Here is a 23,605-nt window from a genome sequence, read left to right as displayed (position 1 = left end):
GGATCCGACCCGTGAAGCACGCCCTCAGGCCGATCCGCCGACCCGCCGCCCTCGCCGTCACGCCCCTGTCCCGCGGCGTGATCGGCCGGACCCTCGTGGCGCTCGTCGCCTTCATGGCGATGACCCTCTTCGCCCTGCCGCTGATGGCCGCCGGCAACCCGCTGCGGCTGCGCGGCGACGTGACCGCGCGGGGCGACACCCTCAGCCTCGGCGATCTCGTCGAGGGGGCGCCGGCCGAGCTGGCCGCCCGCCCGCTGTTCCGCGCCCCGGCGCTCGGCGCGATCGGCACGATCCAGGCCCGCCGCATCATCGAATCGGTCGCCGCCCTCGGCCTTACCGGGATCGAGACCGGCGGCCGCGTGCAGGTCACGGTGCAGCGCGCCGCCCGCCGCGTCGGGCCGCCGGAGATCGAGGCGGCCCTGAAGCGCGCGCTCGAGACCGGTTACGGTCTCGACGCGAAGGCACTGTCGGTGCGGCTCGACGGCGACGCGCCGGTGCTGCTCGCCCCGCTCGACCTCGACGGGCAGGCGGCGGCCGTCGATGTCACCTACGATCCCCGCACCCGCCGGTTCGCCGGCCTGATCGTGCTCGGCGAGCGGCAGGCTTCGCTCCGCGTCGGCGGCGTCGCGGTCGAGACCCGCGAGGTGGCGGTGCTGACCCGCAGCCTCGCCCGCGGCGAGGCGATCGCCAGCGCCGACCTCTCCCTTGAGCGCCGCCCGCGCGACGCTGTGCCCGCCGACATGCAGGGCGCGCCGAGCCTGGTTGCGGGCCAAGTGGCGCAGCGCCCCTTGAGCGCCGGTTCGATCCTGCGCTCGGGCGACGTGGCGCCGCCCGAACTGGTCTCCCGCGGCGAGAGCGTGGCCATCGTGTTCGAGACGCCCGGCGTGTCGCTCTCGATGCGTGGCGTCGCCAACGAGAGCGGCCGGCTCGGCGCCAGCGTTTCGGTGACGAACGGCGCCTCGAAGAAGGTGCTTCAGGCCGTGGTGGTCGGCCCCGGCCGCGTCTCGGTCAGCCCCGCGCCGCAGCCCCAGCCCGTGCTCCAGGCCAGCGCGGCCCCGTAGGCCGCTCGCAATTCCCTCGCCCTTCCCGTCTCGCCAGCGCCGGACCCCTCCGATGACCGCTCGCCGCTCCTTCCGCCCCCTCCTCCGGCCCCTGCCACGCCTCGCCGTGATCCTGGCGCTCGCGCCGCTCGGGGCCTGCAACACCGTGGACCGGCTCTCGCAGGTCGGCGCGACGCCGACGCTCTCGGCGATCGAGGACCCGACCGCCCAGCCCGGCTACCGGCCGGTGCGGATGGCGATGCCGGACGTCGCGCCCGTCTCCTACGCGCCGAACTCCCTGTGGCGCACGGGCTCGCGGGCCTTCTTCAAGGATCAGCGCGCCGCGCGGATCGGCGACTTGCTGACCGTCAAGGTCAACGTGACGGACAAGGCCAACCTCAACAACGAGACCAAGCGCTCGCGCACCAACGCGGAAGGCTTCGGCCTGCCCAACGCCTTTGGTCTGGAGAAGAGCGCGGGGGTGGCCGCCGCCGGCATCTCCGCCGACAAGCTCCTCAACGGTACCTCGACCTCGTCGAGCGACGGGGCGGGCTCGGTTCAGCGCGCCGAGACGGTGACCACCAACGTCGCCGCCGTCGTCACGCAGGTGCTGCCCAACGGCAACCTCGTGGTGGAGGGCAAGCAGGAGATCCGCATCAACTTCGAGGTACGCGAGCTCGTCGTCGCCGGCGTGGTCCGGCCCGAGGACATCGAGTCGGACAACACCATCGACTCGACCAAGATCGCGCAAGCGCGCATCGCCTACGGCGGCCGCGGCCAGATCACCGACGTGCAGCAGCCCCGCTACGGCCAGCAACTCGTCGACATCCTGCTTCCGTTCTGATCGGAGGGCGCCGCGCCCTCAATGCTCGGTGCCGGGCCGGTTCGGGCGCGGCGCTTCCCCGTGGTGCTCGGTGAAGGCGGAGCGCTGCGGATCGCGCTTCGACTGCGCCACCCGGCCCCGCTGCCAGACGGCGAAGCCCGCGACGAGGACGATGGTCACGATCGCGAGCAACGGGATGAGCACGTCGTTCGACATGGCCATTTCCTCCGATGATTGTGTTCGGGGGCAAGTGGCGTGCGAAAGGAAAGTTCCGAATAGTCAAGTCATCGTCGGAGAGCGTAGAAGCCCTGGGATATCAGCTCGTAGGGCTTCGCCGCATTGAAATAAGACTGAAGTCCTCGCCGTTCGCAGCGTGGCGGATGTCGGAACTGTGGATGTTCAGCGATTCACTGAATTCCCGGCCACCGTGATCGATGCCCTGCCTCCGTCATTCCGGGGCTCGCCGCAGGCGAGAACCCGGAATCCACCCGAGATGCCGAGAGTCCTGACGAGCGGGCGTGCCCAGTCGTGGATTCCGGGTTCCGCTACGCGGCCCCGGAATGACGGCGGTGGTGATGACGGGAATGCCCTTCTCCGCGAAGGCTGTGGTCAGCCGGCTCGCCAGCGCATCGGAGCGCGCCTTCAGTCGCTCATCGAAGGATCGGGTGGCATTGGCGACCGCCTCTTGCGCCGTCTTGAGGCGATCGAGGGCCGCCTGCTCGGTCTCGGAGCGTTTCACGACCGCTGTCGCGGGCGGGAGGTCGCGATGTGTCGGCGCGGCCTCCGGCTGGCCGCCCCTGGTCGCAGCGGCGGGGTTGAGCGCGGTGGTCGGCGGACTTGCCAGTCCTCCCGCCTGGCTAGCCATGACGACGGACATCGACGCTCCTCCCGCGGGTTGAACCGGGCGGCCGGGAAGCGTCGCGGATCGTCACGGCCCGGTGCGCGCTGCAACCATAAGATCGGTGTCTCGTTGCCGAACCGTCAACGGAGGGCGGATCGGTCGCGCCGTCGTCAGAGGTTGCGCGACAGGACCAGCGGTCCGCCCTGCGCGCCCCGGCCGTAGGGCGAGGGCGAGACCGAGGGGCGTCCGTAGACGGAGGGCGTACGCGTCTTGGCGACTTCCTCGGCGAGCGCCTTCACGAGCCCCTCGGAGACGGCGCGGGCGGTGGCGAGCACCTGCTGGTTGGTCTCGACCACGGCGGCGAAGCGGTGCTGGGCGGCCTTCAGCGCCTCGAGCCCCTCCGGCGCGAAGCGGGCGAGCGCGATGGCGTTGGCCTTGGCCGCTTCCAGGCCGTTCATGTAGGCCGAGGCGAGTTCCGATTTCGGCGTCGACTCCGCCAGCGCCTGGGCGATGCGCCCGGCGCGCACGCCCTCGCTCTCGCGGGCCAGCACGCTCTCCAGCTCGCCCATGGTGGCGAGCAGGTTCTGCACGAAGCCGAGGGCGGCGGCGCGGTCGGTCAGGCGCAGGGGAAGGGTCGGATCAGCGGCCACCGCCCGCCTCCTGCATGCGCATCATCTCGGAATAGACCTGGTTGCTGATGCCGACGCCGCCGGTCTTCACGATGGCGTTGGCGTATTCCTTGGTCAGCATCGAGCGCCAGACGCCGCCGCCGGTGCCGTTCTCGCCGAGCGGGCCTTCCGTGCCCGCGCTCTGCGTCAGCTTCTCCAGGCTGTCCTCGAGGAACATCTTTTCGAAGTCGTCCGCCGTCTTGCGGGCCTTGGCCGAGGCGCCGGCCTTGGCGGTGTCCATCGTGTCGGTGTCGGTCTTGGCGAGCGAGCCGATCAGGCTCTTGCCGACGCCGACCGCGGCGGAGGCCGCGAAGGTTGCGAGGGGCAGCATGGTGCGGTCTCCCGAGAACAAAATTACATCAGCTCGATGTCGGCCTGAAGCGCGCCGGCCGTCTTGATCGCCTGAAGGATCGAGATCAGGTCGCGCGGGCCGACGCCGAGCGCGTTGAGGCCGTCGACCAGTTCGCGCAGGCTCACGCCCTCCTTCACCAGAGCGAGCTTGTTGCCGTCGCCGGTATCGACCTTCACGCCGGTGCGCGGCACGATCGCGGTCTGCCCGTTCGAGAGCGGCGCCGGCTGGCTCACCATCGGCTGCTCGGTGATCGTGACCGTGAGGTTGCCCTGGGCGATGGCGACGGTGGAGACCCGCACGTCGCGGCCCATCACGATGATGCCGGAGCGCTCGTCCACCACCACCCGCGCGGTCTGGTCGGGCTCGACCTTGAGCTGCTCCACCTCGGTGATGAGGCGGATCATGTTGCCGCGGTACTTGGCCGGAATCTGGAGCGTGATGGTCGCCGGATCGGTCGGCTCGGCGGTGTCGGCGCCCATGAAGTCGTTGATCGCCGAGGCGATGCGCTTGGCCGTCGTGAAGTCGGGGTTGCGCAGCGACAGGCGAAGCGAGCGCGCCTCGTTGAGCTTGAACGCCATCTCGCGCTCGATCAGCGCGCCGTTGGAGATGCGCCCGTTGGTCGGCACGCCGCGGGTGATCTTGGCGGCCTCGCCCTCGGCCGAGAAGCCGGCGATCGCCACCGAGCCCTGCGCCAGGGCGTAGATCTCGCCGTCGGCGCCGAGCAGCGAGGTCGCCACCAGGGTGCCGCCCTGGAGCGACTTGGCGTCGCCGAGCGAGGAGACCGTCACGTCGATATGCGTGCCCTGGGTGGCGAAGGGCGGAAGGTTTGCCGTCACCATCACCGCGGCGAGGTTCTGGGTGCGCATGGTCGCGCCCCGGGTGTTGATGCCGAGCCGCTCCAGCATCGCCTGCAGGGACTGCTTGGTGAAGGGGATGTTGTTGAGGGTGTCGCCGGTGCCGTTGAGGCCGACCACGATGCCGTAGCCGACGAGCTGGTTGGTGCGCACCCCCTCGACGGCGGCGAGATCCTTGACCCGCGACAGCGCATGGGCGGGCGCCGGCGGCAACAGGGCCGTCAGGCAGGCGAGCACCGCGACGAGACGGCGGGCGAAGGCGAAGCGAGGCAGGGGCATCGGAACTCGGTGACCGGTGACGGCGTCTTCACGCTGCACCCAACCTTGCCAGGGCCGTGCCAAAAGCTAAGAGACTGATATCAAATCGCTTTGTTTCGCAGGGCGCGGTCGAGATCCCGCATGGGAGCGGCGCGTTTCCTGCCGCCCCGGCAGCTTCTGCCGGGTTGTTTACCGGCGCTTAACCGTACCGGACGATGTCTTGAGCTCTGAGCGCGCGCCGTGCCGCGGCGCGCGCGAAAAGGTCTCGAACAATCATGCGCGTCGACACTCGCTTTGCCGCCGCCGCCGCGGGGGCGCTCAACGCCTCCCGCCGCGCCGCCGCGCCGGGCGCCTTCGCTCCCGCCGGGACGGAGGAAGCGCCCCGGGCGGCGACCGCGGGCACGAGCCAGACCGGCATGCTGACCGGTCTCGACGCCCTCCTCACGCTCCAGGGACAGGACGGGGCCGAGGCGCAGAAGGAGCGCCGCCGCCGCTCGGTGCAGCGCGGGCACGACCTGCTCGACGGGCTCGACCGGCTCAAGGCCGCCCTGATCGGCGGCCGGGTGGCGACGCGCGACCTCCAGGCCATCGCCGGCCGCCTCGCCGAGCGGATGGCGGAGAGCGGCGATCCGCGCCTCGACGGCCTCGTGGCCGAGATCGAGCTGCGCGCCTCCGTGGAACTCGCCAAGCTCGAAGCCGCGCGGGGCATCTGACGACGAAAAGGGCCGGACCCCTCGTTGGGATCCGGCCCGGAAGCGTCACGATCGGCGCGATCACCAGTAATAGGGACGCGGACGGTAAAAGCCGTAGGGCCGGTAGAACGGCCGCGGGCGGTAATAGCCGTAAGGCCCGCCGTAGAAGCGGCGCGGACCCCAGTTCGGGCGGCAGATGCCCCAGGGATTGGGGTGGAACCCCGGTCCGCAGCCGCCGGCGGTGCGCTCGACGAGCGGGTTGTCCGTCGCGGTCGTGAGGGGAGCGGGGCTGAAGGGTGCCGCCTGGGCGGTACCCGCCACACCGAGGCTGCCGGCGATCACCGCAGCCAATGCGAACGCCTTCGCGTGCATCATCGTACGATTTCTCCGTTCAGGCCGAAGCTTACGGCCGATGGGCAAAGCTAGACCTTGCTCGATGAACCGAAGCTGACTGGATCGTCTCCTTGGCGGTGCCGCGCGGTCATTGATGTGCGCCGGCGTGCACATCGGCGTGATCGGGACGAGCGACGTCGGTGACTTGTCGATCTTTCCCCCATCGACGCCTCTCGAATGCGGGTTGCGCATACCGGGCGGCGGAACGACCCGCGCGGCGTCGCCGCGATTGACGGCTCCGCTTCGATCCTCGACAAGGCTGGCCGCGTGAGCGGGCGCGCGCCGGTCTCGCCGGATCGCCAAGGGAATCGTCCGCGCCGCGATGCTGTTCAACTCCTTCATCTTCCTGCTCGCCTTCCTTCCGGTCGCGCTGGTGCTGCACGCCGCCGCCGAGCGCTACCGGCCGCAGGCGCGCCTGCCGCTGCTCGTCGGGCTGTCCTTCGTCTTCTACGCGTGGTGGGACTGGCGCTTCCTGCCGCTGCTCCTCGTCTCCATCGGCGTGAACTGGCTCGTGGCCCGCGTCCTGCCGCGGGACCGCACCGGCTGGCTGTTCCCGGCGGCGCTCGCGGGCAACCTCGCGGTGCTGGGCTTCTTCAAGTATCTCGGTTTCCTCACCGATCTCGCCGACCTGATCCCCGGCATCGATCTTCCGCGGATCGACCTCGCCCTGCCGCTCGGGATCTCGTTCTTCACCTTCCACCACATCATGTACCTGACGGACCTGAGGGCCGGGCGCGCCCCGGCCTTCGGGCTGACCCGCTACGCCCTCTACATCGCCTTCTTCCCGCAGGTTCTCGCCGGCCCGCTCGTGCGCTGGAGCGAGATCATGCACCAGTTCGAGGAGCGCCCCTACGCGCGGCCCGATGCCGCCGAGCGGATCGGGCGCGGGGTGATGCTGCTCACCGTCGGGCTCGCCAAGAAGGTGTTCCTCGGCGATCCGCTCTCGGTCTACGTCAACCCGGTCTTCCAGGCGGCGGCCGCGGGCAAGGCCGTCACCGTCGCCGAGGCGTGGCAGGCGACGCTCGGCTTTACCTTCCAGATCTATTTCGACTTCTCCGGCTACACCGACATGGCGCTCGGCCTGGCGCTCCTGTTCGGGATCGTGCTGCCGCAGAACTTCGACGTGCCCTACCGCGCCACCTCGCTGCGCGACTTCTGGCGGCGCTGGCACATGACGCTGTCGCGCTTCCTGCGCGACTACCTCTACATCGCGTTCGGAGGAAACCGCCGCGGCCTCGCGATCCAGGTCGGCGCGCTGTTCGCCACCATGACCCTCGGAGGCCTGTGGCACGGGGCCGGGCTGACCTTCGTCGCCTGGGGCGCCGCCCACGGCGTCGGCCTCGGCGCGGGCGTGCTGTGGCGCCGGGCGGGTGGGCGGATGCCGCACCTCCTCGGCTGGGCGCTGACCGCGGGCTTCGTGATCCTGACCTGGGTGCTGTTCCGCGCGACCTCGTTCGAGGCGGCGCTCGCGATCTACAAGGGACTGTTCGGGCTGGCCCCGACCGGCTCCGGCTTCAAGTGGCGCACTATCGCCATCGCCGCGGCGGTCGCGATGATCGGCCCGACCGCCTGGGCCGCCGTCCACCGCCTGCCGCCGAACCGGTGGCTCGCGGCCGGCTTCGCCCTGTTGTTCGTCGTCGTCCTCCTCAAGATCGGGGACGATGCGAACTACGAGTTCATCTACTTCCAGTTCTAGATCACCGTACGTTTTGTAAAGTAAACTATCTGGTCTAAACCATTGACGCCGTTCGCTTTTAAGCGGACGGCGTCTTTTACGTCGTCGGCCAGCGGACGTTAGAATACCCACAGTACGATTTGTCGTCAAAAATTGTCGTCAAACTTCTGATAAAAAATGTCTTTTCCGGACAAACGTCCTCAAGTCGGTCAATCCGGGCTCGTCCGGGCTCAGCACCCGTTGCTGCTTCAAAACCGCCTTTTTAGGTTCGCCCGTTAACCGAGCGCATCCTCCGCGATATGCGACGGAGCAATTTTCCTCTATAATTCGTCGTCCAATAAGCGGGGTAAGCCTCTGCTACTGAAAGACGAATTCGCCTACAAGGTTAAGGAAACGATCTGGGACAACGGGGAGCGCTTCGCGTTCACCGAGGGCCCGGACGGTCTCGGCGCATACTGGCCCGTTCTCTACGCGGTCACACGCCTGCGTTCGCCGGGGCATTCCTCCGGTACGATGATCGGCAAGGCTCGCGTCATCGCCCAGTTCCACACCTGGGCGGAGAGAAGCGGCATCGACTTGCTCGAACGGCTTCAGGGGCTCCGCTTCTTCCAGACGTTCGAGATCGAGGGCCTCCGGCAATCCCTTCGGTCCGCCGGCGGCGGCTCGCGCCGTGGGGATCCTACGGTGTCCAGTACCGTCTGGATCACGCGCTGCCGGATCATCGCGAGGTACATCGAATGGCACGCCGGCTTCGGTATCCAGAAGCTCGACCGCGCCAATGTCTCGTTCCAGGAAGCCCGCGAACGGCTGCACGACTGCCAAAGGTGGCTCGTGGCGGATCTGCCTACACCCGTGCCGGTCAGCCGAGAGGGCCTGACGGAGGAACAGCAGGCTGCTCTCCTGCGCGCCATCGTTCCGGGGTCCGAGTCGAACCCGTTCCCCGCGAAGTACCAGTTCCGGAACTTCGTGCTGGTGCTCCTCTACTACCAGCTCGGCCTCAGGCTGTCGGAGGCCCTGGCCTTGAAGACGACCGACCTGCGCTTGGAGGGACCCACCCCCAGGCTGTTCGTCGTACGGAGGGCCGACGATCCCGCCGACACGCGCCAGCGGCAGCCCTTGGTGAAGACGAAGGCTCGTCCCCTGCCGGTGGCCAGGGCGATGGCCAGGGTATTGTGGAACTGGATCATCAAGGATCGCAAGGACAGGAAGCGCTACGGGAAAGCCAGCAAATCCCAATACGTTTTCGTGTCCCGCCGCGGGGTAGGCCTCTCGAAAAGTTCTGTCGAGGCGATCTTCCGCATGCTGCGCAAGTGCGAGGGCGTTCCAGGGAACATGAGCGCGCATCTGCTCCGGCATACGTGGAACGACAGGTTCTCACGGTTGGCCGACGATGCGGAGCTGCGGGACGCGGTCGAGAAGCAACTGCGCAACTTCCTTATGGGCTGGAAGGAAACCTCCGAGCAGGGAGCGTCCTACGCCCGCAGAGCGACCCAAGAGGAGGCCGACCGGCTGATGCTTACCATGCAGAACGACCTCGTACCGGAAGCCTGATGATGGCAGGCGTGACACGTCCGGCTCCGACAGCTTCCCCGAACGAACCCTTTAGGCAGGGGCGGGGCATCGTGATCGACCGTGCAGGCCTGAAGGTCGACTGCACCGGCCCGATCTGGCGAATGAACGACCTGGCGAGCGCGGGCAGCCGCATCGACTGGGGGCGGCTGCCCGGCGTTCGGGACGAGGTGCGTTCGGCGACGGCCGACTATCTGGTCGAGCTCATCCGCACGCATGCGCCCGTGTACGCGCCGACGGCGTTCGGCGTGTTGTCGCGGATGATGGGCACGGACGCGTTCCCACGGCAGGTGGCGATGCCGGGCACGACCATCGGCTTCGAGCCGTTCGAGGAAATCCGTATCCTCCGTCGCTGGAGTGCGACGTACCTCCACCATTACCGGATGTGGTACGTCTGGTGCGCCCGCCGCGACTATCCCGGCTTCGACCGCGCGGTCGCCGACCGCCTGGACGAGGTATCCATCGGCAACGATCCAAAGGGCCGCGCGGTCCTGTCGGACGACCCCCGGGACGGCCCGCTCACGGACCTGGAGACCACTGCGCTCGCAAACGCTCTGCGCGCCGCCGATGAGCTCGGGACGTTGAGCCCGATGGAGTCGGTCGCCGTGTGGCTGTTCCTGGCGCTCGGCTCAAACCCCCTGAACCTGGCATTGCTTCGCGCCGACGATTACCAGCCCTTGTCCGACCCGGGCACGGGGGCCATCGTCCATCGGCTGAAGGTGCCCCGTATCAAGAAGCGCCACGCCAAGTACCGGACCGCGTTCAAGACCCGGAAGCTGAACCCGGAGATCGGCGCCAAGGTCGCCGCCCTGGTCGCGGCCAATGAGGAGCGGGCGCGGCGCGACGGGTGGCCCCATGGGGACTTCGCAATGCCGCTGTTCGTGAGGGCGTCGCCCCGATCGACGGTCGCGGAGTCTGACCACCGGGCCTTCGCGATGCATCTCGATTCGACCGAGGTCCGGACGCTCCTGATCAACACCGTGGACAAGCTCGGGGTGATCTCCCCTCGGACGGGGGAGCCGCTGCGCGTGGTCCCCCGGCGCCTGCGCTACACGTTCATCACCCGGTTCCTGCGGGAGGGAGGCAGCCTAAAGGCGGCGGCCGAGGCGGCCGACCATTCGGACACGCAGACCGTCATCACCTACGTCAACCTGCGGGGGGATCTGGTGCCCCGTCTGGACGAGGCCCTCGCCTTGCAGATGGCGCCCATGGGCATGGCGTTCATGGGCATGGTGGTACGGTCCGAGGCGGAGGCCGTCCGGGGCGACGTCGGCGCTCCGAGCCGCGTCTACCACCATGCGCGCGACCGTGGGGCCATCGAGCCGGTGGGCACCTGCGGTTCGTTCGCCTTCTGCGGCCTGACCGCCCCGACCGCCTGCTACGAGTGCGTCCGCTTCCAGCCGTGGCTGGACGGGCCCCACGACGAGGTACTTCGGACGTACGTGGCCCGTCGACAGGACATGATGGATCGGGGCGTCGACGAGGGTCAGGTCCGAACCATGGACCGCACGATCCTCGCCGTGGCCGCCGTTGTGCGACAGGTCGCCGAGTTCAGGCAGGGAGACGCCGCATGACGGTCCATGTCCTTGTCACGGCCCGCCAGCGGACCGCGGCGGCGAACCTCGCGCATGTGATCGATGAGGCCCGAGCCAGCCAAGCGTTCGGGCCCGACCTCGACTTCGACGCGATGATCTGGGCCCTGCCGCGCGACCGTGGTCGGCACCCCTCGATGAACAACGCGCGGGCGCTGTACTTCAGCCGCAACCCGCCCGGCGGGAAGCGTACCCATGTCCATCACACCAAGCGTGCGGATACGGATCGCCCCCTGGCGCAACCGTTCAGCGACCTTCTGAAGGCTTACGTCAGGCTCGCCGACGCGAACAAGGCGCGCAAGATGCTCGGCGACTACGGCAACATGATCCGCGCCGGCCGCTGGCTGCACGACGTGTTGGAGCCGAAGGACCACGACCCCTGCCGCCTCACCACGGAAGACTTCGCCGCGGCCTTCGCCGCCTTCGAGGCCGGAGGCGCAAGGGACACGGCGAGGTACGCGATGGGATCGCACCTCTCGCGGCTCGCGAACTTCGTCACGCGACGCGGCATTTCACTGGTCCCCATCGATTTCCCGAACCCGGTTTCCGGCAAGGTCTTGGCGGGCCAGGGGAAGGGCGGCGCGGACATGGAGGCCGTCCGAGCGGCCAAGCTTCCGAGCGACGCCGTGTTGGACGCGTTGGCGGACATCGCCAGCAGGGTCGTGGACGACACCGACGTCGTCCTGATGCGGACCATCGAGCTGATGGTCTGCGCCCCCTGGCGCATCCACGAGGTCCTTACGATGCCCGCCGACTGCGAGGTGACGCGGGCGCTCACCGAGAAGGGCGAGCCCCTGATCGACGCCTCCGGGAAGCCCGTGGTCGGATACGGCCTGCGCTATCATGGGGGCAAGGGGCACGGCTGGGACATCAAGTGGATCCCGACCGCCATGGTGGACGTGGCGAAGCGTGCCATCGCCGACCTGCGCCGCATCACCGAGCCCTCTCGCGCCGTCGCTCGCTGGCTCGCGGCGAACCCAGGACGGGCCTGGGTGCCGGAACCCTGGACCGGCGCCGATCCGGACATGATCCTCGGCACGAACGAGGTCTCGCTCATCGTCAAGGGCGAGAAGGACCCCATCGCTGGCCGCGACTTCATCGTCAAGAACCGCTTGCCCCACCGTCGGTCCGGGGTCGCCTACGAGGTTCGCTTGGGCGACGTCGAGGCTGAACTCCTGAGCCGCATGGGCGAGATCCCCGAAGGCCACGAGGGCGTCCAGCGCGAGGATCATCTCTTGATCCTTCCCGCGGGGTTCTTCGGAACGCGATGGCTCCGGCGTCCGACGGTCGTGCGCTTCCTAGCGTACTACGAGATCCAGAACTGCCTGACGGGGCGTGCCAACGTCGCGTCGATTTTCGAGCGTTTTGGGCACGTCGATGCCGAGGGTGCCCCGCTGCGCATGACGTCGCATGCCCTACGCCATTGGCTGAACACCCTGGCTCAGGACGGCGGGGCGTCGCAGGTCGACATCGCGCGCTGGTCGGGCCGTAAGACCGTCGAGCAGAACGCGGCCTACAACCACCTCAGCGGGATCGCCCTGGCCGAGAAGGCGCGCGAGCTGATGGAGGCTGGATCGGTCAAGGGGCCCATCGCGGACATGGCGGACCGGTTGCCGCCGATGGACAGGGCCGACTTCCTGAAGGCGGGCATCGCCACGGCCCACACCACCGACCTCGGCATGTGCGTGAACGACTGGTCCCTTGCGCCCTGCCATCACCACGGCTCCTGCGCGGACTGCTGCGACCATCTAATCGTGAAGGGAGATGCGACCCAACGGGGCCGGGCGGAGATACTGCTCGTCGAGACGGAGTTCCTCCTCGGCAAGGCGCGGGAGGAGATGGCCGAGGAATCGTTCGGTGCATCCAACTGGGTCGCCCACCAGGAGCGAATGCAGTCCGGCCTGAGGGCCGTCCTCGCCGCACATGACGACCCAGCCGTCGCCGACGGGACGTTGGTCCAGGCGAACCCGCGGGGGGCGCTGCGAGGCCCGTTACGCATGCTCGGCGAGGCCGATCCGGCCTAGCTAACCCAAAGCCGGCGGACAGGTCCGCCCGACATCCTTAACCGAACACCAACGGAGAACGGTCATGCTGCTCACAAGGGTGGCTGCACCGGGGCGCGCCATGCGTGTCGCCGGCAGCCGGGATCGGTCGAGGAGGCGCTTAGGCATGGCGCGGGGGACGGCGACTGGCCCTGGACGAAAGCGGGTCGTCGCGCGCCGTCGGCTCAAGCCGGAGGAGATCGCCGACCTCGTCCGCGAGATCCGGACGTGGGACTACGCCAGGGAGCCCCTGACGTGGGACGCCGTCATCGATTTCGCGGAAGGCCTGTTCGGCCACAAGTGGAGACGCCAGACCCTCGAAGGCCACGACGCGATCAAGAGGTCGTTCCAAAAGCGCCAGGAGGAGGGCCCGCGCAAGGCCCGCCGGGCGCCTCGCGATGCCGCCATGGCCCTCTACGCCAAGCAGGTCGAGGCTCTCAAAGAGGAGAACCGCCTGCTTGCGGAGAAGCTGGCGGCCTATGAGCAACGGTTCGCCCGCTGGGCGGTCAACGCCTTCCTCCTCAAAGGCCTGACCGAAGGGGAACTCGACGCCAAGCTCCTGCCCACGGACCGCGGGCAGACCGACCCCAAGCTCAAGGGCGGCGTCAAGTGAGCGGTAGCGGCAAGTCGGGTCCCCTGGCCGGCGCCGAGAACGTCGAGAAGCTGCGCGTCTATCTCGACGAGTTGCGGACGAAGGGTGTGCCGCTGCCGATGCGCGGCGGCGAGATCAATCGATCCGCCATCGCTCTGGCATGCGGCTTCAACCGGCAGGTGCTCTACGTGAACGAGGGAGCCAAGGCTCTCCTCGACGAGGCCGTCGCCGGGGCCGGCTTGGTCGTGGGCTTGGAGCAGGCAGAGGGCGACGACGACAAACCCGTCACCCGTTCCGACAAGCGGGACAGGCGCATCCACCAGCTCGAACAAGCCAACGCCTCCCTTCGTGCCGAGAACCACGGCCTGCGCGAACGGCTGCGTCGCCTGGAACACGTCGAGGCGGTGATGATGGCCGGGCGCCGCGTCGCGCCATGAGGTCCAGTCCCTTGGTGAGATCGAAGACTGACCGTCCCTCGGAGCCGACCTGCGTACAGCAGGGCATCGCGCGCAGGGTAGGGGAAGGGATCGCGCGGAGCGCGACGCTTGCGCTCGTCCCTTCCCCGGACCGAGCACGGTGGCATGATGGTAGCTGGTCGGCGGGGCAGGCGCCGCGGGTCCGGATAGGCTCCCTATGCTGAACCTCGTCGGTGAGGCCCTCGTGCGCCATCTCGCCCAGGATCCGGCCTTCGTTGGGATCGGGCCTGCTTCCGCCGCACGCCTGTGGGAGCGGTTCGGGAACGAACTCCCGAGGGTCCTGGCCGACGGGGACGCCGGCGTCCTCTCGGATGTCGTCGGGGAGGAGCGAGCCGCCGCACTCGTGGTCGCCTGGCGGGAAAGGCAAGCCCACGGGGATATCGTGGTTTGGCTCGGCGAGGCCGGGTTCGACATCCGCCTCGCCGGTCGCATCCTCGCCCTGTGGGGCGTCGGCGCTGCCCGGCGGCTTCGGGAGCGACCCTACGATCTCATGGCCCTGGCGCCCTGGAAGACGGTCGATGCGGCTGCTCGACGTCTCGGCGTGTCCGTCGACGACCCGGCGCGGCTCGTGGCGGCGGTGGAGGGTGTCCTCTACGACCGCTTCGGCGAGCACCATACCTGGGTCTGCCCCGAAGACCTCGTCGACGAGGTGACGGTCAGGATCGGCGAGGGCATCGGCGACCCTGTGGCGGCGCTTCGGCTCGCCGTGGCGGAGGGTGCCGCGATTGAGGCGTTCGGCGGCTTCCAACCCGCCGGAGCCTTCATGATGGAAGGATACGTCGCAGACCGCCTCAGGACGATGGCGACGGACACGCCGACCGGCGACCTCGTCGCCCGGCCGGTCACGGACGCCGGGATAGACGCATGGCTGGGGGGCGACCGGGGAGGCGACAGGCTGGTGCTCGACCCCGAGCAGCGCCAGGCCGTCAGGATGGGCGTGCAGGCTTCGCTGGGGCTTCTGGTGGGTGGTGGTGGGGTCGGGAAGACGACCGTGCTGAAGGCCGTCTGCGATGCTGCTGTAACACATGGACAGGTGGTCCACCTGATCGCCCTGGCCGGCCGAGCGGCCGTCCGGATCAGCGAGGCGACGGGATACCCGGCATCCACGATCGCCGCATTCCTCGCACGCCTCGAATCGGGCGAGATCGTGCTCGGAGCGCAGGTGCTGGTGGTGGTCGACGAGGCGTCGATGGTCGACCTGCCCACATTCTACCGCCTCCTGCGCAGGATGCCGTCGGGATGCCGTCTCCTCCTCGTCGGCGACGACGCCCAGCTGCCGCCCATCGGGTTCGGGCTGGTCTTCCACGAACTGGTCGCGGTGCCCGTCATCCCGAAGGTCACACTGGTTCGGGTGCACAGGCAGGCGGCCGCCACCGGCATACCACAGGTCGCCGCGGCCATTCGGGCTGGAACGTTGCCGGTTATGGCAAGGACCGTGGCGGAGTCGGATGTCGGCGTCGCGTTCCTGGATGGTTCGGAGCGCGGTCAGGCCACCCTCGACGACGTCGTGAACGTCGTGGCGACCTGCGGAGGGTGGAGCGACGACCTGCGGATCCTGTGTCCGACCAAGGGCGGCCCCGTCGGGACCGAATCGATCAACGACTGCTTCCATCGGTACCTGACCCATGGTCGGGATCGAATGGCAGGGTCAGGCTTCGCGGTGGGCGAGCCCGTCATGTTCCTACGCAACGACTACCGGCTCGGGTTGCGCAACGGTTCCCTCGGCCACGTCACGGGGTTCGTGGGAGATACCTTGGAAGCGGAGTTCGATGGTATCCGCCACGCACTCACGGGAAGGGATCTGGAAGATACCGTGCTGGCCTACGCCGTGACCGTTCACAAGGCGCAGGGATCCGCCTTCCGTCGGGTCGTCGTCCCGGTGGCCCCGACGCGGTTGCTCGACCGCTCGCTGATCTATACGGCCGTCACGCGCGGTCGGGAGCAGGTGGTTCTGCTCGGCGACCGCAAGGCCTTCGATGATGCGGTGAGGTCAGAGGCGAGCGCCCATCGACGTCTGACCGGTCTCGGATGCGCCATGGCGGCGGCCACGGCGGCGAGGCGATAATGTCACATGCTCGCCGGACCAGAAACAACCATCCTTGAGGTTCAATTGACGGGGTGGCATCCTCTCAGGGAGAAAAACGCGTTGGCGGCCAGGGGCTTCACACACACAGTTGGCAGCCCATTCGCCGCTAAATACTACTGAGATGGTGTCCGCCTCCGACAGCGCCGGGCCGCGGGACTGGGCGGCCTTCGCGCGCCTGTTCCTCCGCACCGCGATCGGCCTGCTCGCCGGCTACCTCGCGCTGGCCTTCCTGATCGATCCCTACGACAGCGGGCGCTCGACGCTGCTCTCCGCCGGAGCGGTGCGCGCCCAGGGGCCGCGCACCGCCGCGGCGATGCGCGGGCGCGATCCGGCCTTCGACGGGGCGGTGTTCGGCAACTCCCACATCCAACTCGTCGAGCCGGCCCGGCTCTCGGCGGCGACCGGCATCCCCTTCGTGCAGCTCTCCGTCCCCGCGACCGGGCCGGGAGAGCAACTCGCCCTGCTCGCCTGGTTCCTGCGCCACCATCCGTCGCCGAAGGCGGTCGTCCTGGCGGTGGACGACTTCTGGTGCACCGACGATCCGGCGCTGCCCAACGACAAGCCGTTCCCGTTCTGGCTCTACAGCCACGATCCGCTGGCCTATCTGCGCGGCCTCCTGCGCTTCTCCGTGGCCCAGGAGGTGGTCGGCCGGGCCGGCTGGATCCTCGGCCCGCGCCGCAAGCGGGCGGCCGCGGACGGCTGGTGGGATTACGAGCCGGATTACCTGAATCTCGGTGCCCTCGACGGCGAGCGCTTCCGCGCCGCCCGCGAGACCCCGGTCCCCGACGCGGCGGAACCGGGCAAGGCCGGGCCGGGCTTCCCCGCCGCCGAGCGCCTCGGCGACGCCCTCGCCGCGCTGCCGGCCGAGACCGCCGTGGTCATGGTCTTCCCCCCGGTCTACGCCGCCGGCCTCCCCCGCCCCGGCACGCCGCGCGCCGATGCCGAGGCCGCGTGCCGGCAGGCGATGGCGGTGGCGCTGCGGCGGCACGGGCGCAGCGCCCTGATCGATGCGCGGCGCGAGCGGCCGGCCTCGCACGATCCCGCCCTCTTCTTCGACCAGACCCATTACCGGCACGCCCTGGCGCAGCCCCTCGCCGACGAGATCGCCGCCGCCGTCGTCCGGTTGCGGAACGCACCCTGACCGGCGACCGCCCGGGCGGACCCGGTCTCCGGCAACCCTTGTCCGGGGCTGCACCGTCTCGCGCCTGCGAGACCGAGGAAGGGACCAACCCCATGCCGTCGGCGGCGCCATTCGAGCGTGTCGTCTGTGCCGCATCGCGGGAGCTTTTCGCGCGAGACGGTGCATGGCGGCATCCGCGCGTTGTAGAGCTTGCCCGGCTCGATTATAGCCTCGCCCAAGATCGCCGCTGACCGGCAGGGAGCGCGAGGAAAAGACGATGGCGAAGGTCACGATCGAGGACGGCTACAGGCCCTCCGACGACGAGCCCTTCATGAATGAGCGGCAGCGCGAGTACTTTCGGCGCAAGCTGCTCACGTGGAAGAGCGAGATCCTGCGCGAGGCGCAGGACACGCTGACTGCGCTCCAGAGCGAGAACGAGAACCATCCCGATCTCGCCGACCGCGCCTCCTCCGAGACGGATCGCGCGATCGAGCTGCGCGCCCGCGACCGCCAGCGCAAGCTGACGAGCAAGATCGACGCGGCGCTGGCCCGGCTGGAGGACGGCTCCTACGGCTTCTGCGAGGAGACCGGCGAGCCGATCTCCCTGAAGCGGCTCGATGCGCGGCCGATCGCGACCCTGTCCCTGGAAGCCCAGGAACGGCACGAGCGCCGCGAGCGCGTCTACCGGGACGATTGATCCGGCCCGTGACCCGGTGCCGGCTTTGAGTCGGCGCCGGTCAGTGCCGTCCCGCGTCGATCCGGACGAAGCTGCGCACCGGTCCCAGGGCGGACTCGCCGCGGGTGTCGACGGCGATGCGGCCCTGCACCGGGGCGGCGCTGCGGCTCGTGCCGACATCGACGCCGGCCGAGGCCCGGCCCGACAGGCGGATGCAGGTCGTCGTGCCGGGGATGCGGATGAAGCCGGCCCCCTGGCTCGGGCACGTCTCCATCGGCGCTTCGGACGGAAGCGGTGCGCGCTCGAACGCCAGGGCCGGATGCAGGCCCGCTGAGAGCGGCACGAGCGCGAGGCAAAGGCCGAGAGCCGATATCCCTCTGCGCATCCCGTCCTCCTTCGCCAGCCCGGCCCGATCCGTCATCACGACCATCGACACGGGTCCGGTGTCAATAATGCGGTGGGGGCGGCTCCGGGGCGCCGCTGCCGGCCCGGAAGGCGCTCTCCTCGACCTGCTCCTGCACCCGCGCGAGCTGCCGGGTGAGCCGGTCGATGACGCCCCATTGCGCGGTGATGGCCGCGTTCAGATCCTCGATCACGGCCTCCTGCTCGGTCAGCCGGATCTCGAGACGGGCAATTCGATCGGTGTCGGACGGCGTTTCGCTCATCGTCGGACCATGCCCGGAGCGGCCGGCTTCTGACAACCGGCGCGGGGAAAAGTGACGGAATGGCCGAGATTCCGTCGGCATGCCGAGTCGGGATGAGGGGTATGTGTTCTCGGCATGAAGTCGACTGTCGTTCGACTATCCCGCGATTTCCATCACGTCCATCAGGTCACGCTTTCGCATCGAGCGATCATTCGTCCCATCGCAAGCTTAGACGCAGTGTATTATTTTCGAGAGGCCGCCAGATCTCTCGACGAAGACAGCCGGGTTCAGGTGAGATCGACGGCGATCAGCGCTGAGGTCGGCCGGAGGGGCGAGGCCGATACCCGTCGCCGCGCATTCATCTCGGGCCTAATGCCTGATTGGCGAAAAGTCCGGAAAAATCGAAGGATTCTGTCCGCCTTCCCTTCAGGGCTGTGCCGTCAATGTCGCGCAACGACAGCACGTTGGGCCATGACCGAGCATCCCGCCTCCGATCCCCACACCGTCTTCCTCCCGGCCCTCTGCTGGAGCCGGCGGCAGCCCGACTTCTACGCGGTGACTCAGGATCTTTCCCCGGAGGGCATCACCTTCCGCTCGGCCTTCGAGCCGGCGCTCGACGAGCGGCTCACCTGCAGCATCCGCTACATCGGCCAGCTCGACACCCGGGTCGTCCGGACCGACGACAAGCTGTTCGTCGTCCGCCTGATGGCGTCCCGGCAGCGGGCGGCCGAGGTCGCCCGCACCCTGCTGGCGCTGTCGCGCGAGCAGGGACGCTCCGATCAACCGGCGCGCGCGCATCCGCGGATCAGCCCGGAGCGCAAGGACGTGCTCGTCACCCTCGAGGATGGGCGCGTCCTTCCGGGCCGGCTGATCAACGTCTCGGCCTCCGGCGCGGCGCTGGCCCTCGATCACACGCTCCCGCCCGGAACGAGCATCACGATCGGCAGCACGGCCGCGCAGGTCGTGCGCATCTTTCGCGACGGCGTCGGCGCCGCCTTCGCCTATCCGTTCGATCCGGGGCAGGTCCATGCCGGGATCCGGCTCTGATCCGGCGCTGATCCGCCTCTGGCCGGGAGGGTGCGTCCCAGCCCTCCCCTCGCATCCCGGCCGCGGAAGGTCTAAGTCCCGGGCGAGCCCTGCCCGATGACGCGGCCGAAAGCCTGCCCGTGACCGACTACATCAAGAAGATCCTCTCCGCCCGCGTCTACGACGTGGCGATCGAGAGCCCCCTCGACCCGATGCCCCGCCTGACGAAGAGGCTCGGCCGCCCCGTCCTACTCAAGCGCGAGGATCTGCAGCCGGTCTTCTCGTTCAAGCTCCGGGGCGCCTACAACAAGATGGCGTCGCTGCCGCGGGAGCAGCTCGATCGCGGCGTCATCTGCGCCTCGGCCGGCAACCACGCGCAGGGCGTGGCGCTCGGCGCGGCCAAGCTCGGGGTGCGGGCGGTGATCGTGATGCCGCGCACCACGCCCGCCATCAAGGTCGATGCCTGCCGGGCGCGGGGCGCCGAGGTGGTGCTGCACGGTGACGCCTTCGACGAGGCCCTCACCGAGGCGCGGCGCCTGGAGGCGCAGTGGGGCCTGACCTTCCTGCACCCGTTCGACGATCCCGAGGTCATCGCCGGCCAGGGCACGATCGGCATGGAGATCCTGCACCAGCATACCGGGCCGATCGAGGCGATCTTCGTGCCGATCGGCGGCGGCGGGTTGGCGGCCGGCATCGCCACCTTCGTCAAGTACCTGCGGCCCGAGACCAAGGTGATCGGCGTGGAGCCGGACGACGCCGCCACCATGGCGGAGGCGATCCGGGCCGACGACCGGGTGATGCTGCCGAGCGTCGGCCTGTTCGCCGACGGCGTCGCGGTGCGCCAGGCGGGCGAGGAGACCTTCCGTCTCTGCCGCGAGCATCTCGACGCGGTGATCACCGTCGACACCGACGCGATGTGCGCGGCGGTCAAGGACATCTTCGACGACACCCGCGCGATCTCCGAGCCGTCGGGCGCGCTGAGTCTCGCCGGGGCCAAGGCCTGGGCGGCGCAGAATCCCGGTGCCGGGCCGCTGGTGGCGATCTCGTCGGGCGCCAACCTCAACTTCGACCGGCTGCGCCACATCGCCGAGCGGGCGGAGATCGGCGAGGAGCGCGAGGTCCTGCTCGGCGTCACCATTCCCGAGCGGCCGGGGGCCTACCGCGCCTTCATCGCCGCGCTCGGTCCCCGCGCGATCACCGAGTTCAACTACCGCTATGCCGCGGGGAGCGACGCGCGCATCTTCGTCGGCATCAACCTGCCCGGCGGGAAGCCGGAGAAGCGCGACCTGATCGCGGCCCTGGAGCGGGCCGGCTACGGCGTCGCCGACATGAGCGACAACGAGATGGCCAAGGTCCATGTCCGCTACATGGTCGGCGGGCGCGCCGCGGGGCTTGCCGACGAGCGTCTCTACCGCTTCCAGTTCCCCGAGCGGCCGGGCGCGCTGATGAAGTTTCTGGAGGCCCTGGGCGACGGTTTCAACATCAGCCTGTTCCACTACCGCAACCACGGCGCCGACTATGGCCGGGTGCTCGCCGGAATCGAGGTGCCGCCGGCGGAGCGGGCCCGCTTCGACGCCGCCCTCGAAGCCCTCGCCTACCCCTACGTCGACGAGACCGACAACGCGGCCTACCACCTGTTCCTCGACAACGGCATCGGCGCCGAGGAGGTCCGCCGGTAGATTCGGGCGCAAGTCGCGCGGGGTCGAGCACGGCTCCGGCCGCGCCTCCTGCGATGGCCGCCGTCTTCCCGCCGTTGCCCGGATTCCCTACCATGGGACCGGCTGGCGGCGCCCGCCGGCCGGAGAATGGAGCGACGACCGATGCGCGCTGCGCCCTTCGCCCTGCTCGCTCTCGTCACGCCGGCCCTCGCCGGTCCGGCGGAGCGGGCCGCACCCGCGGGGGCGGCCCCGCCGACGGAAGCCTCGATCCTGTTGCAGCGCAGGGCCGAGGAATCGATGGCGCGTCAGGCCGAGTTCGACCGGCGGATCGCCGAGCGCAGCAGCCGCGCCGCCCGCTCGATCTGTTCGGGCTGCAGACCGGACGGCGGCCTCGGACCGCCCAGTGTCGCCGTTACGCCGGGCCTGCGCAATCCCGGGCGGGATGAGCCGAGACCCGCGGACCCGTCGCTGGCACCGCTCGATTGACCGGTCCGGCCGATCTGCGAGGTTTCAAGCCGCGCTGTGCGCCGGCTGGCTGCGGAACAGGGCCGTGCAGCCGGCATCCCGGTGCATGCTCAGGATCGAGGCGCGGTCGATCTCGGGATGTTCGGCGAGGACACGGCGCACATCCTCCACGACCTTCTCGTAGCGATGGGCGTCGAAGTCCTTCTCCAGCGGGCTGACCGCGATATAGGCCTCGACCACGAGCACCCGTTCGGCGCGCTCCTTCGTGATATCGACGGCGATCCAGGCCGATTTGACCAGACGGTTGGCGGCGAGCATAGGACGATCCTCCGATGCCGCCGCGTTATCCGGCGGCTTTCGAAGGGAAGCATGGACCGCGCCGAAAGCCTTGCCAAGGGATTCCGCCGCCGTCTCCAGCCTGAATCCTGACGGATCCGGCGCGAAGACACTGACACCGCCGGGGATCTGTCCGCACCGTCGAAGCGGGAGCCCCATGCCGGGCTGATCCCGGCGGCGTTTCGCGGGGCCCTGGTGCCGCGGAAAGGGACCGGGCGGAGACCGCATCGATCCCTGTGATGCTCGTCCCGGATCAGGAGTCGGAGACGATCCGCAGACCCGTGAAGCCGTTCAGGCGGGAGGGAGCGGCGTAACCCTTGGCGCCGTCGTCTCCGTTGGAGTTCGCGGATTCCTTCGCGCGCCCCTTCATCAGGGTCGGGCGTGCGATCCACCGCACCACCTTGTCGCCGTCGTAGCGACCGGCGCGTCGCTCATCCCTGCGCAGAACCCAGCGCGGATGAACTGCTCCACTTCTCACCATGACCCGTCCCCCTCAGGGCTTCTACACCGCAGCCAGCGCACCCCTCGGCGCGCCCCGATCTCACGGCAGCCCGTGCCCTGACGACTCAAGCAGGCAACGATTTCGGGAGAATTGCATCCTCCAAATTAGGGATATCCGGCATCATTTGCACTTAAGTAGTCGTGGACATCCTTAAAGAGGTTTTGCCGCCTGGTCGCGGCTCGGGTCGTCTCGGCACCGCAACGGTCCGGCGACGGGCGCAACGCAACAGTTGACGCAACATGGCCGCAAACAGTCGAGGCTAACCCGCTTCTTGCGAAATGTGAGACGTCGCGAGGGGAAAGATGCCGAAGTTCGCTGTCGCCGCCCGGGCCGTTTCGATCATCCTGATCGTTTCCGGCGCCGCTCCCTCCCTGGCAGCGACCGGTGGACCGGACCGTCGTTCCGGGGAGGTCCGATCGGCCCCCGGGCATGAGGCCGGCCGAAGCCTGACGCGCTCGCAAGGGATGGCGCGGACGTCGTGCCCGCCCCGCTGGCCCTACATCGTCCTGACCTGCGTGGCGTGAGGCGGTCATGACCCTGTTCCTGATCCTGCTCGCCTGCAACCTTGCGCTCGGGGTCCTGTTCACGCTGATCGCGTCGACGGTGGAGCGAGCGGAGCGGACGGTGCCCGCGGCGTGTTCGCCGCTTGACCTCGGCACCGGCTTGCGCGCACGAGACGTTATGCTGACGCTTGTTCGCCTGTTGGCGTGGATCGTGGCCATCGGCCTCGTCGCCGTGACGCTCTCGCCGCTCGAGGCGCGTCCGGTCCTGGCGTCGCCGAACCTGGAGCGGGCCGGCGCCTACGCCCTGTTCGGCTTCCTGCTCGCGCTCTCCTATCCGCGGCGCTGGGGGCTGGCGCTCCTCGCGGCGGTGGCCCTCGCCGGGGCCCTCGAGGCCGCCCAGGGTCTGACCGCGAGTCGGCACGGTCGGGTGGTCGATTTCATGGTGAAAGGCGGCGCGGCGATGATCGGCGGTCTGGTCGCGCAGGGATTGCATCTCCTGCTCGCCCGCCGCACGGCCCGCTGAGACGGGCCCCGCTTCGGAGACGGCGGCCGTCCGATCAGTCGCAGCGCGCCAGCGCGCCGACCCCGACATAGCGCAGACCCTGGCGGCCGGCCTCGTCCGGCGCGTAGACGTTGCGCAGGTCGACGAGGACGGGAGCGGCCATCAGCGCCTTCAGCCGCGCCAGATCCAGCGCGCGGAACGCGTTCCACTCCGTCACGAT

26 protein-coding genes and 1 pseudogene are annotated in these 23,605 nt (G+C 69.3%); 16 read left to right on the top strand and 11 right to left on the bottom strand.

All coding sequences use genetic code 11. The features are described 5' to 3' along the window. Nucleotides 1-11 precede the first annotated feature (11 nt). Together flgA and flgH are read left to right on the top strand one after the other, a co-directional pair. Entirely contained in the window at nt 12-1,061 is a 1,050-nt protein-coding gene (gene flgA, locus ABS772_RS10955; RefSeq protein ID WP_350394453.1) for a flagellar basal body P-ring formation chaperone FlgA, read from the top strand. Between the two features lie 52 nt (nt 1,062-1,113). After that, the gene (gene flgH / locus ABS772_RS10950; RefSeq protein ID WP_350394451.1) at nt 1,114-1,884 is read left to right on the top strand and encodes a flagellar basal body L-ring protein FlgH; all 771 of its coding nucleotides are present in this window, start codon (nt 1,114-1,116) and stop codon (nt 1,882-1,884) included. Nucleotides 1,885-1,902: 18 nt separating this feature from the next. On the opposite strand, the gene ABS772_RS10945 is transcribed toward flgH, so the two are convergent. The 5 genes from ABS772_RS10945 to ABS772_RS10925 form a co-directional block, all read right to left on the bottom strand. Further along, the gene (locus ABS772_RS10945; protein WP_350394449.1) at nt 1,903-2,079 is read right to left on the bottom strand and encodes a hypothetical protein; all 177 of its coding nucleotides are present in this window, start codon (nt 2,077-2,079) and stop codon (nt 1,903-1,905) included. 232 nt (nt 2,080-2,311) lie between these two features. Continuing rightward, nucleotides 2,312-2,740 (bottom strand): hypothetical protein, encoded by a 429-nt coding sequence (locus ABS772_RS10940; RefSeq protein ID WP_350394447.1) that lies wholly within the window; start codon nt 2,738-2,740, stop codon nt 2,312-2,314. Between the two features lie 134 nt (nt 2,741-2,874). Beyond that, nucleotides 2,875-3,354 carry a hypothetical protein gene (locus ABS772_RS10935; protein ID WP_350394446.1) on the bottom strand — a complete coding sequence of 160 codons (480 nt, stop codon included), beginning with the start codon at nt 3,352-3,354 and terminating at the stop codon, nt 2,875-2,877. Beyond that, nucleotides 3,344-3,703, bottom strand: a complete 360-nt coding sequence (locus tag ABS772_RS10930; protein ID WP_350394444.1) for a rod-binding protein — start codon at nt 3,701-3,703, stop codon at nt 3,344-3,346. The genes ABS772_RS10935 and ABS772_RS10930 overlap by 11 nt, the downstream gene beginning before the upstream one ends. Nucleotides 3,704-3,726: 23 nt before the next feature. After that, entirely contained in the window at nt 3,727-4,857 is a 1,131-nt protein-coding gene (locus ABS772_RS10925) for a flagellar basal body P-ring protein FlgI (RefSeq protein WP_350394442.1), read from the bottom strand. Between the two features lie 254 nt (nt 4,858-5,111). Between ABS772_RS10925 and ABS772_RS10920 the strand changes: the two genes are divergently transcribed. Next, entirely contained in the window at nt 5,112-5,549 is a 438-nt protein-coding gene (locus tag ABS772_RS10920) for a flagellar assembly protein FliX (RefSeq protein WP_350394441.1), read from the top strand. A gap of 60 nt (nt 5,550-5,609) precedes the next feature. On the opposite strand, the gene ABS772_RS10915 is transcribed toward ABS772_RS10920, so the two are convergent. Further along, nucleotides 5,610-5,903, bottom strand: coding sequence for a GCG_CRPN prefix-to-repeats domain-containing protein (locus ABS772_RS10915; protein WP_350394439.1), 294 nt, complete (start codon nt 5,901-5,903; stop codon nt 5,610-5,612). 340 nt (nt 5,904-6,243) lie between these two features. On the opposite strand from ABS772_RS10915, the gene ABS772_RS10910 reads away from it, so the two are divergent. From ABS772_RS10910 to dksA, 9 genes are all read left to right on the top strand, one after another. Then, on the top strand, nt 6,244-7,617 hold the full coding sequence (locus ABS772_RS10910; RefSeq protein WP_350394437.1) for an MBOAT family O-acyltransferase: 1,374 nt from the start codon (nt 6,244-6,246) through the stop codon (nt 7,615-7,617). Nucleotides 7,618-8,109: 492 nt separating this feature from the next. Continuing rightward, the gene (locus ABS772_RS10905; RefSeq protein WP_350394435.1) at nt 8,110-9,147 is read left to right on the top strand and encodes a tyrosine-type recombinase/integrase; all 1,038 of its coding nucleotides are present in this window, start codon (nt 8,110-8,112) and stop codon (nt 9,145-9,147) included. 71 nt (nt 9,148-9,218) lie between these two features. After that, nucleotides 9,219-10,739, top strand: coding sequence for a site-specific integrase (locus tag ABS772_RS10900; RefSeq protein WP_238275878.1), 1,521 nt, complete (start codon nt 9,219-9,221; stop codon nt 10,737-10,739). Continuing rightward, the gene (locus ABS772_RS10895; protein WP_350394433.1) at nt 10,736-12,781 is read left to right on the top strand and encodes a hypothetical protein; all 2,046 of its coding nucleotides are present in this window, start codon (nt 10,736-10,738) and stop codon (nt 12,779-12,781) included. Before ABS772_RS10900 ends, ABS772_RS10895 begins: the two co-directional genes overlap by 4 nt. 145 nt (nt 12,782-12,926) lie before the next feature. Then, nucleotides 12,927-13,412: a hypothetical protein gene (locus ABS772_RS10890; protein WP_350394432.1), complete on the top strand. Its 486-nt coding sequence runs from the start codon at nt 12,927-12,929 to the stop codon at nt 13,410-13,412. After that, entirely contained in the window at nt 13,409-13,828 is a 420-nt protein-coding gene (locus ABS772_RS10885; RefSeq protein WP_350394430.1) for a hypothetical protein, read from the top strand. Before ABS772_RS10890 ends, ABS772_RS10885 begins: the two co-directional genes overlap by 4 nt. 196 nt (nt 13,829-14,024) lie before the next feature. Then, nucleotides 14,025-15,932, top strand: coding sequence for an AAA family ATPase (locus ABS772_RS10880; protein WP_350394428.1), 1,908 nt, complete (start codon nt 14,025-14,027; stop codon nt 15,930-15,932). 142 nt (nt 15,933-16,074) lie between these two features. Continuing rightward, the gene (locus tag ABS772_RS10875) at nt 16,075-17,094 is read left to right on the top strand and encodes a hypothetical protein (RefSeq protein ID WP_350394427.1); all 1,020 of its coding nucleotides are present in this window, start codon (nt 16,075-16,077) and stop codon (nt 17,092-17,094) included. Between the two features lie 256 nt (nt 17,095-17,350). After that, nucleotides 17,351-17,770: an RNA polymerase-binding protein DksA gene (gene dksA / locus ABS772_RS10870; RefSeq protein WP_012455095.1), complete on the top strand. Its 420-nt coding sequence runs from the start codon at nt 17,351-17,353 to the stop codon at nt 17,768-17,770. Nucleotides 17,771-17,810: 40 nt separating this feature from the next. On the opposite strand, the gene ABS772_RS10865 is transcribed toward dksA, so the two are convergent. Continuing rightward, on the bottom strand, nt 17,811-18,134 hold the full coding sequence (locus ABS772_RS10865) for a porin (protein ID WP_350394425.1): 324 nt from the start codon (nt 18,132-18,134) through the stop codon (nt 17,811-17,813). A 61-nt stretch (nt 18,135-18,195) separates the two neighbouring features. Next, on the bottom strand, nt 18,196-18,414 hold the full coding sequence (locus tag ABS772_RS10860) for a SlyX family protein (protein ID WP_238256422.1): 219 nt from the start codon (nt 18,412-18,414) through the stop codon (nt 18,196-18,198). Between the two features lie 450 nt (nt 18,415-18,864). Here ABS772_RS10860 and ABS772_RS10855 point away from each other — a divergent pair, with 450 nt between their 5' ends. The 3 genes from ABS772_RS10855 to ABS772_RS10845 all read left to right on the top strand — a co-directional run bounded on the left by ABS772_RS10855 (nt 18,865) and on the right by ABS772_RS10845 (nt 21,563). Next, nucleotides 18,865-19,440, top strand: coding sequence for a PilZ domain-containing protein (locus ABS772_RS10855; protein WP_350394423.1), 576 nt, complete (start codon nt 18,865-18,867; stop codon nt 19,438-19,440). Nucleotides 19,441-19,559: 119 nt separating this feature from the next. Further along, on the top strand, nt 19,560-21,098 hold the full coding sequence (ilvA, locus tag ABS772_RS10850) for a threonine ammonia-lyase, biosynthetic (RefSeq protein WP_350394421.1): 1,539 nt from the start codon (nt 19,560-19,562) through the stop codon (nt 21,096-21,098). A 141-nt stretch (nt 21,099-21,239) separates the two neighbouring features. Beyond that, a complete protein-coding gene (locus ABS772_RS10845) occupies nt 21,240-21,563 on the top strand; it encodes a hypothetical protein (RefSeq protein WP_350394420.1) in 324 nt (107 codons plus the stop codon). Nucleotides 21,564-21,587: 24 nt separating this feature from the next. Here ABS772_RS10845 and ABS772_RS10840 read toward each other — a convergent pair whose 3' ends face one another. Then, nucleotides 21,588-21,860 carry a hypothetical protein gene (locus tag ABS772_RS10840; protein WP_238255143.1) on the bottom strand — a complete coding sequence of 91 codons (273 nt, stop codon included), beginning with the start codon at nt 21,858-21,860 and terminating at the stop codon, nt 21,588-21,590. Between the two features lie 271 nt (nt 21,861-22,131). Further along, nucleotides 22,132-22,275: a hypothetical protein gene (locus tag ABS772_RS10835; protein WP_350394419.1), complete on the bottom strand. Its 144-nt coding sequence runs from the start codon at nt 22,273-22,275 to the stop codon at nt 22,132-22,134. 786 nt (nt 22,276-23,061) lie between these two features. Between ABS772_RS10835 and ABS772_RS10830 the strand changes: the two genes are divergently transcribed. Then, nucleotides 23,062-23,406 carry a hypothetical protein gene (locus tag ABS772_RS10830; RefSeq protein WP_238255145.1) on the top strand — a complete coding sequence of 115 codons (345 nt, stop codon included), beginning with the start codon at nt 23,062-23,064 and terminating at the stop codon, nt 23,404-23,406. Between the two features lie 34 nt (nt 23,407-23,440). Here the strand turns inward: ABS772_RS10830 and ABS772_RS10825 are convergent. Next, nucleotides 23,441-23,605: pseudogene (locus ABS772_RS10825) on the bottom strand (UDP-glucose 6-dehydrogenase); the annotation flags it as partial.

It is taken from the genome of Methylorubrum podarium (assembly GCF_040270385.1).
Taxonomy (GTDB): Bacteria; Pseudomonadota; Alphaproteobacteria; order Rhizobiales; family Beijerinckiaceae; genus Methylobacterium; species Methylobacterium podarium.
Note: the sequence above shows the minus strand (reverse complement) of the source record. Positions and strands in the feature narration are given on the sequence as shown.

Excerpts from the sequence above, each read along its gene's own strand:
- ABS772_RS10830 (WP_238255145.1), top strand. The coding sequence starts at position 23,062 with ATGCTGACGCTTGTTCGCCTGTTGGCGTGGATCGTGGCCATCGGCCTC.
- ABS772_RS10845 (WP_350394420.1), top strand. The coding sequence starts at position 21,240 with ATGCGCGCTGCGCCCTTCGCCCTGCTCGCTCTCGTCACGCCGGCCCTC.
- ABS772_RS10930 (WP_350394444.1), bottom strand. The coding sequence starts at position 3,703 with ATGCTGCCCCTCGCAACCTTCGCGGCCTCCGCCGCGGTCGGCGTCGGC.
- ABS772_RS10840 (WP_238255143.1), bottom strand. The coding sequence starts at position 21,860 with ATGCTCGCCGCCAACCGTCTGGTCAAATCGGCCTGGATCGCCGTCGAT.
- ABS772_RS10875 (WP_350394427.1), top strand. The coding sequence starts at position 16,075 with ATGGTGTCCGCCTCCGACAGCGCCGGGCCGCGGGACTGGGCGGCCTTC.
- ABS772_RS10895 (WP_350394433.1), top strand. The coding sequence starts at position 10,736 with ATGACGGTCCATGTCCTTGTCACGGCCCGCCAGCGGACCGCGGCGGCG.
- ABS772_RS10880 (WP_350394428.1), top strand. The coding sequence starts at position 14,025 with ATGCTGAACCTCGTCGGTGAGGCCCTCGTGCGCCATCTCGCCCAGGAT.
- ABS772_RS10890 (WP_350394432.1), top strand. The coding sequence starts at position 12,927 with ATGGCGCGGGGGACGGCGACTGGCCCTGGACGAAAGCGGGTCGTCGCG.
- ABS772_RS10905 (WP_350394435.1), top strand. The coding sequence starts at position 8,110 with ATGATCGGCAAGGCTCGCGTCATCGCCCAGTTCCACACCTGGGCGGAG.
- ABS772_RS10860 (WP_238256422.1), bottom strand. The coding sequence starts at position 18,414 with ATGAGCGAAACGCCGTCCGACACCGATCGAATTGCCCGTCTCGAGATC.
- ABS772_RS10865 (WP_350394425.1), bottom strand. The coding sequence starts at position 18,134 with ATGCGCAGAGGGATATCGGCTCTCGGCCTTTGCCTCGCGCTCGTGCCG.
- dksA (WP_012455095.1), top strand. The coding sequence starts at position 17,351 with ATGGCGAAGGTCACGATCGAGGACGGCTACAGGCCCTCCGACGACGAG.
- ABS772_RS10915 (WP_350394439.1), bottom strand. The coding sequence starts at position 5,903 with ATGATGCACGCGAAGGCGTTCGCATTGGCTGCGGTGATCGCCGGCAGC.
- flgH (WP_350394451.1), top strand. The coding sequence starts at position 1,114 with ATGACCGCTCGCCGCTCCTTCCGCCCCCTCCTCCGGCCCCTGCCACGC.
- ABS772_RS10940 (WP_350394447.1), bottom strand. The coding sequence starts at position 2,740 with ATGTCCGTCGTCATGGCTAGCCAGGCGGGAGGACTGGCAAGTCCGCCG.
- ABS772_RS10945 (WP_350394449.1), bottom strand. The coding sequence starts at position 2,079 with ATGTCGAACGACGTGCTCATCCCGTTGCTCGCGATCGTGACCATCGTC.
- ABS772_RS10855 (WP_350394423.1), top strand. The coding sequence starts at position 18,865 with ATGACCGAGCATCCCGCCTCCGATCCCCACACCGTCTTCCTCCCGGCC.
- ABS772_RS10920 (WP_350394441.1), top strand. The coding sequence starts at position 5,112 with ATGCGCGTCGACACTCGCTTTGCCGCCGCCGCCGCGGGGGCGCTCAAC.
- ABS772_RS10925 (WP_350394442.1), bottom strand. The coding sequence starts at position 4,857 with ATGCCCCTGCCTCGCTTCGCCTTCGCCCGCCGTCTCGTCGCGGTGCTC.
- ABS772_RS10910 (WP_350394437.1), top strand. The coding sequence starts at position 6,244 with ATGCTGTTCAACTCCTTCATCTTCCTGCTCGCCTTCCTTCCGGTCGCG.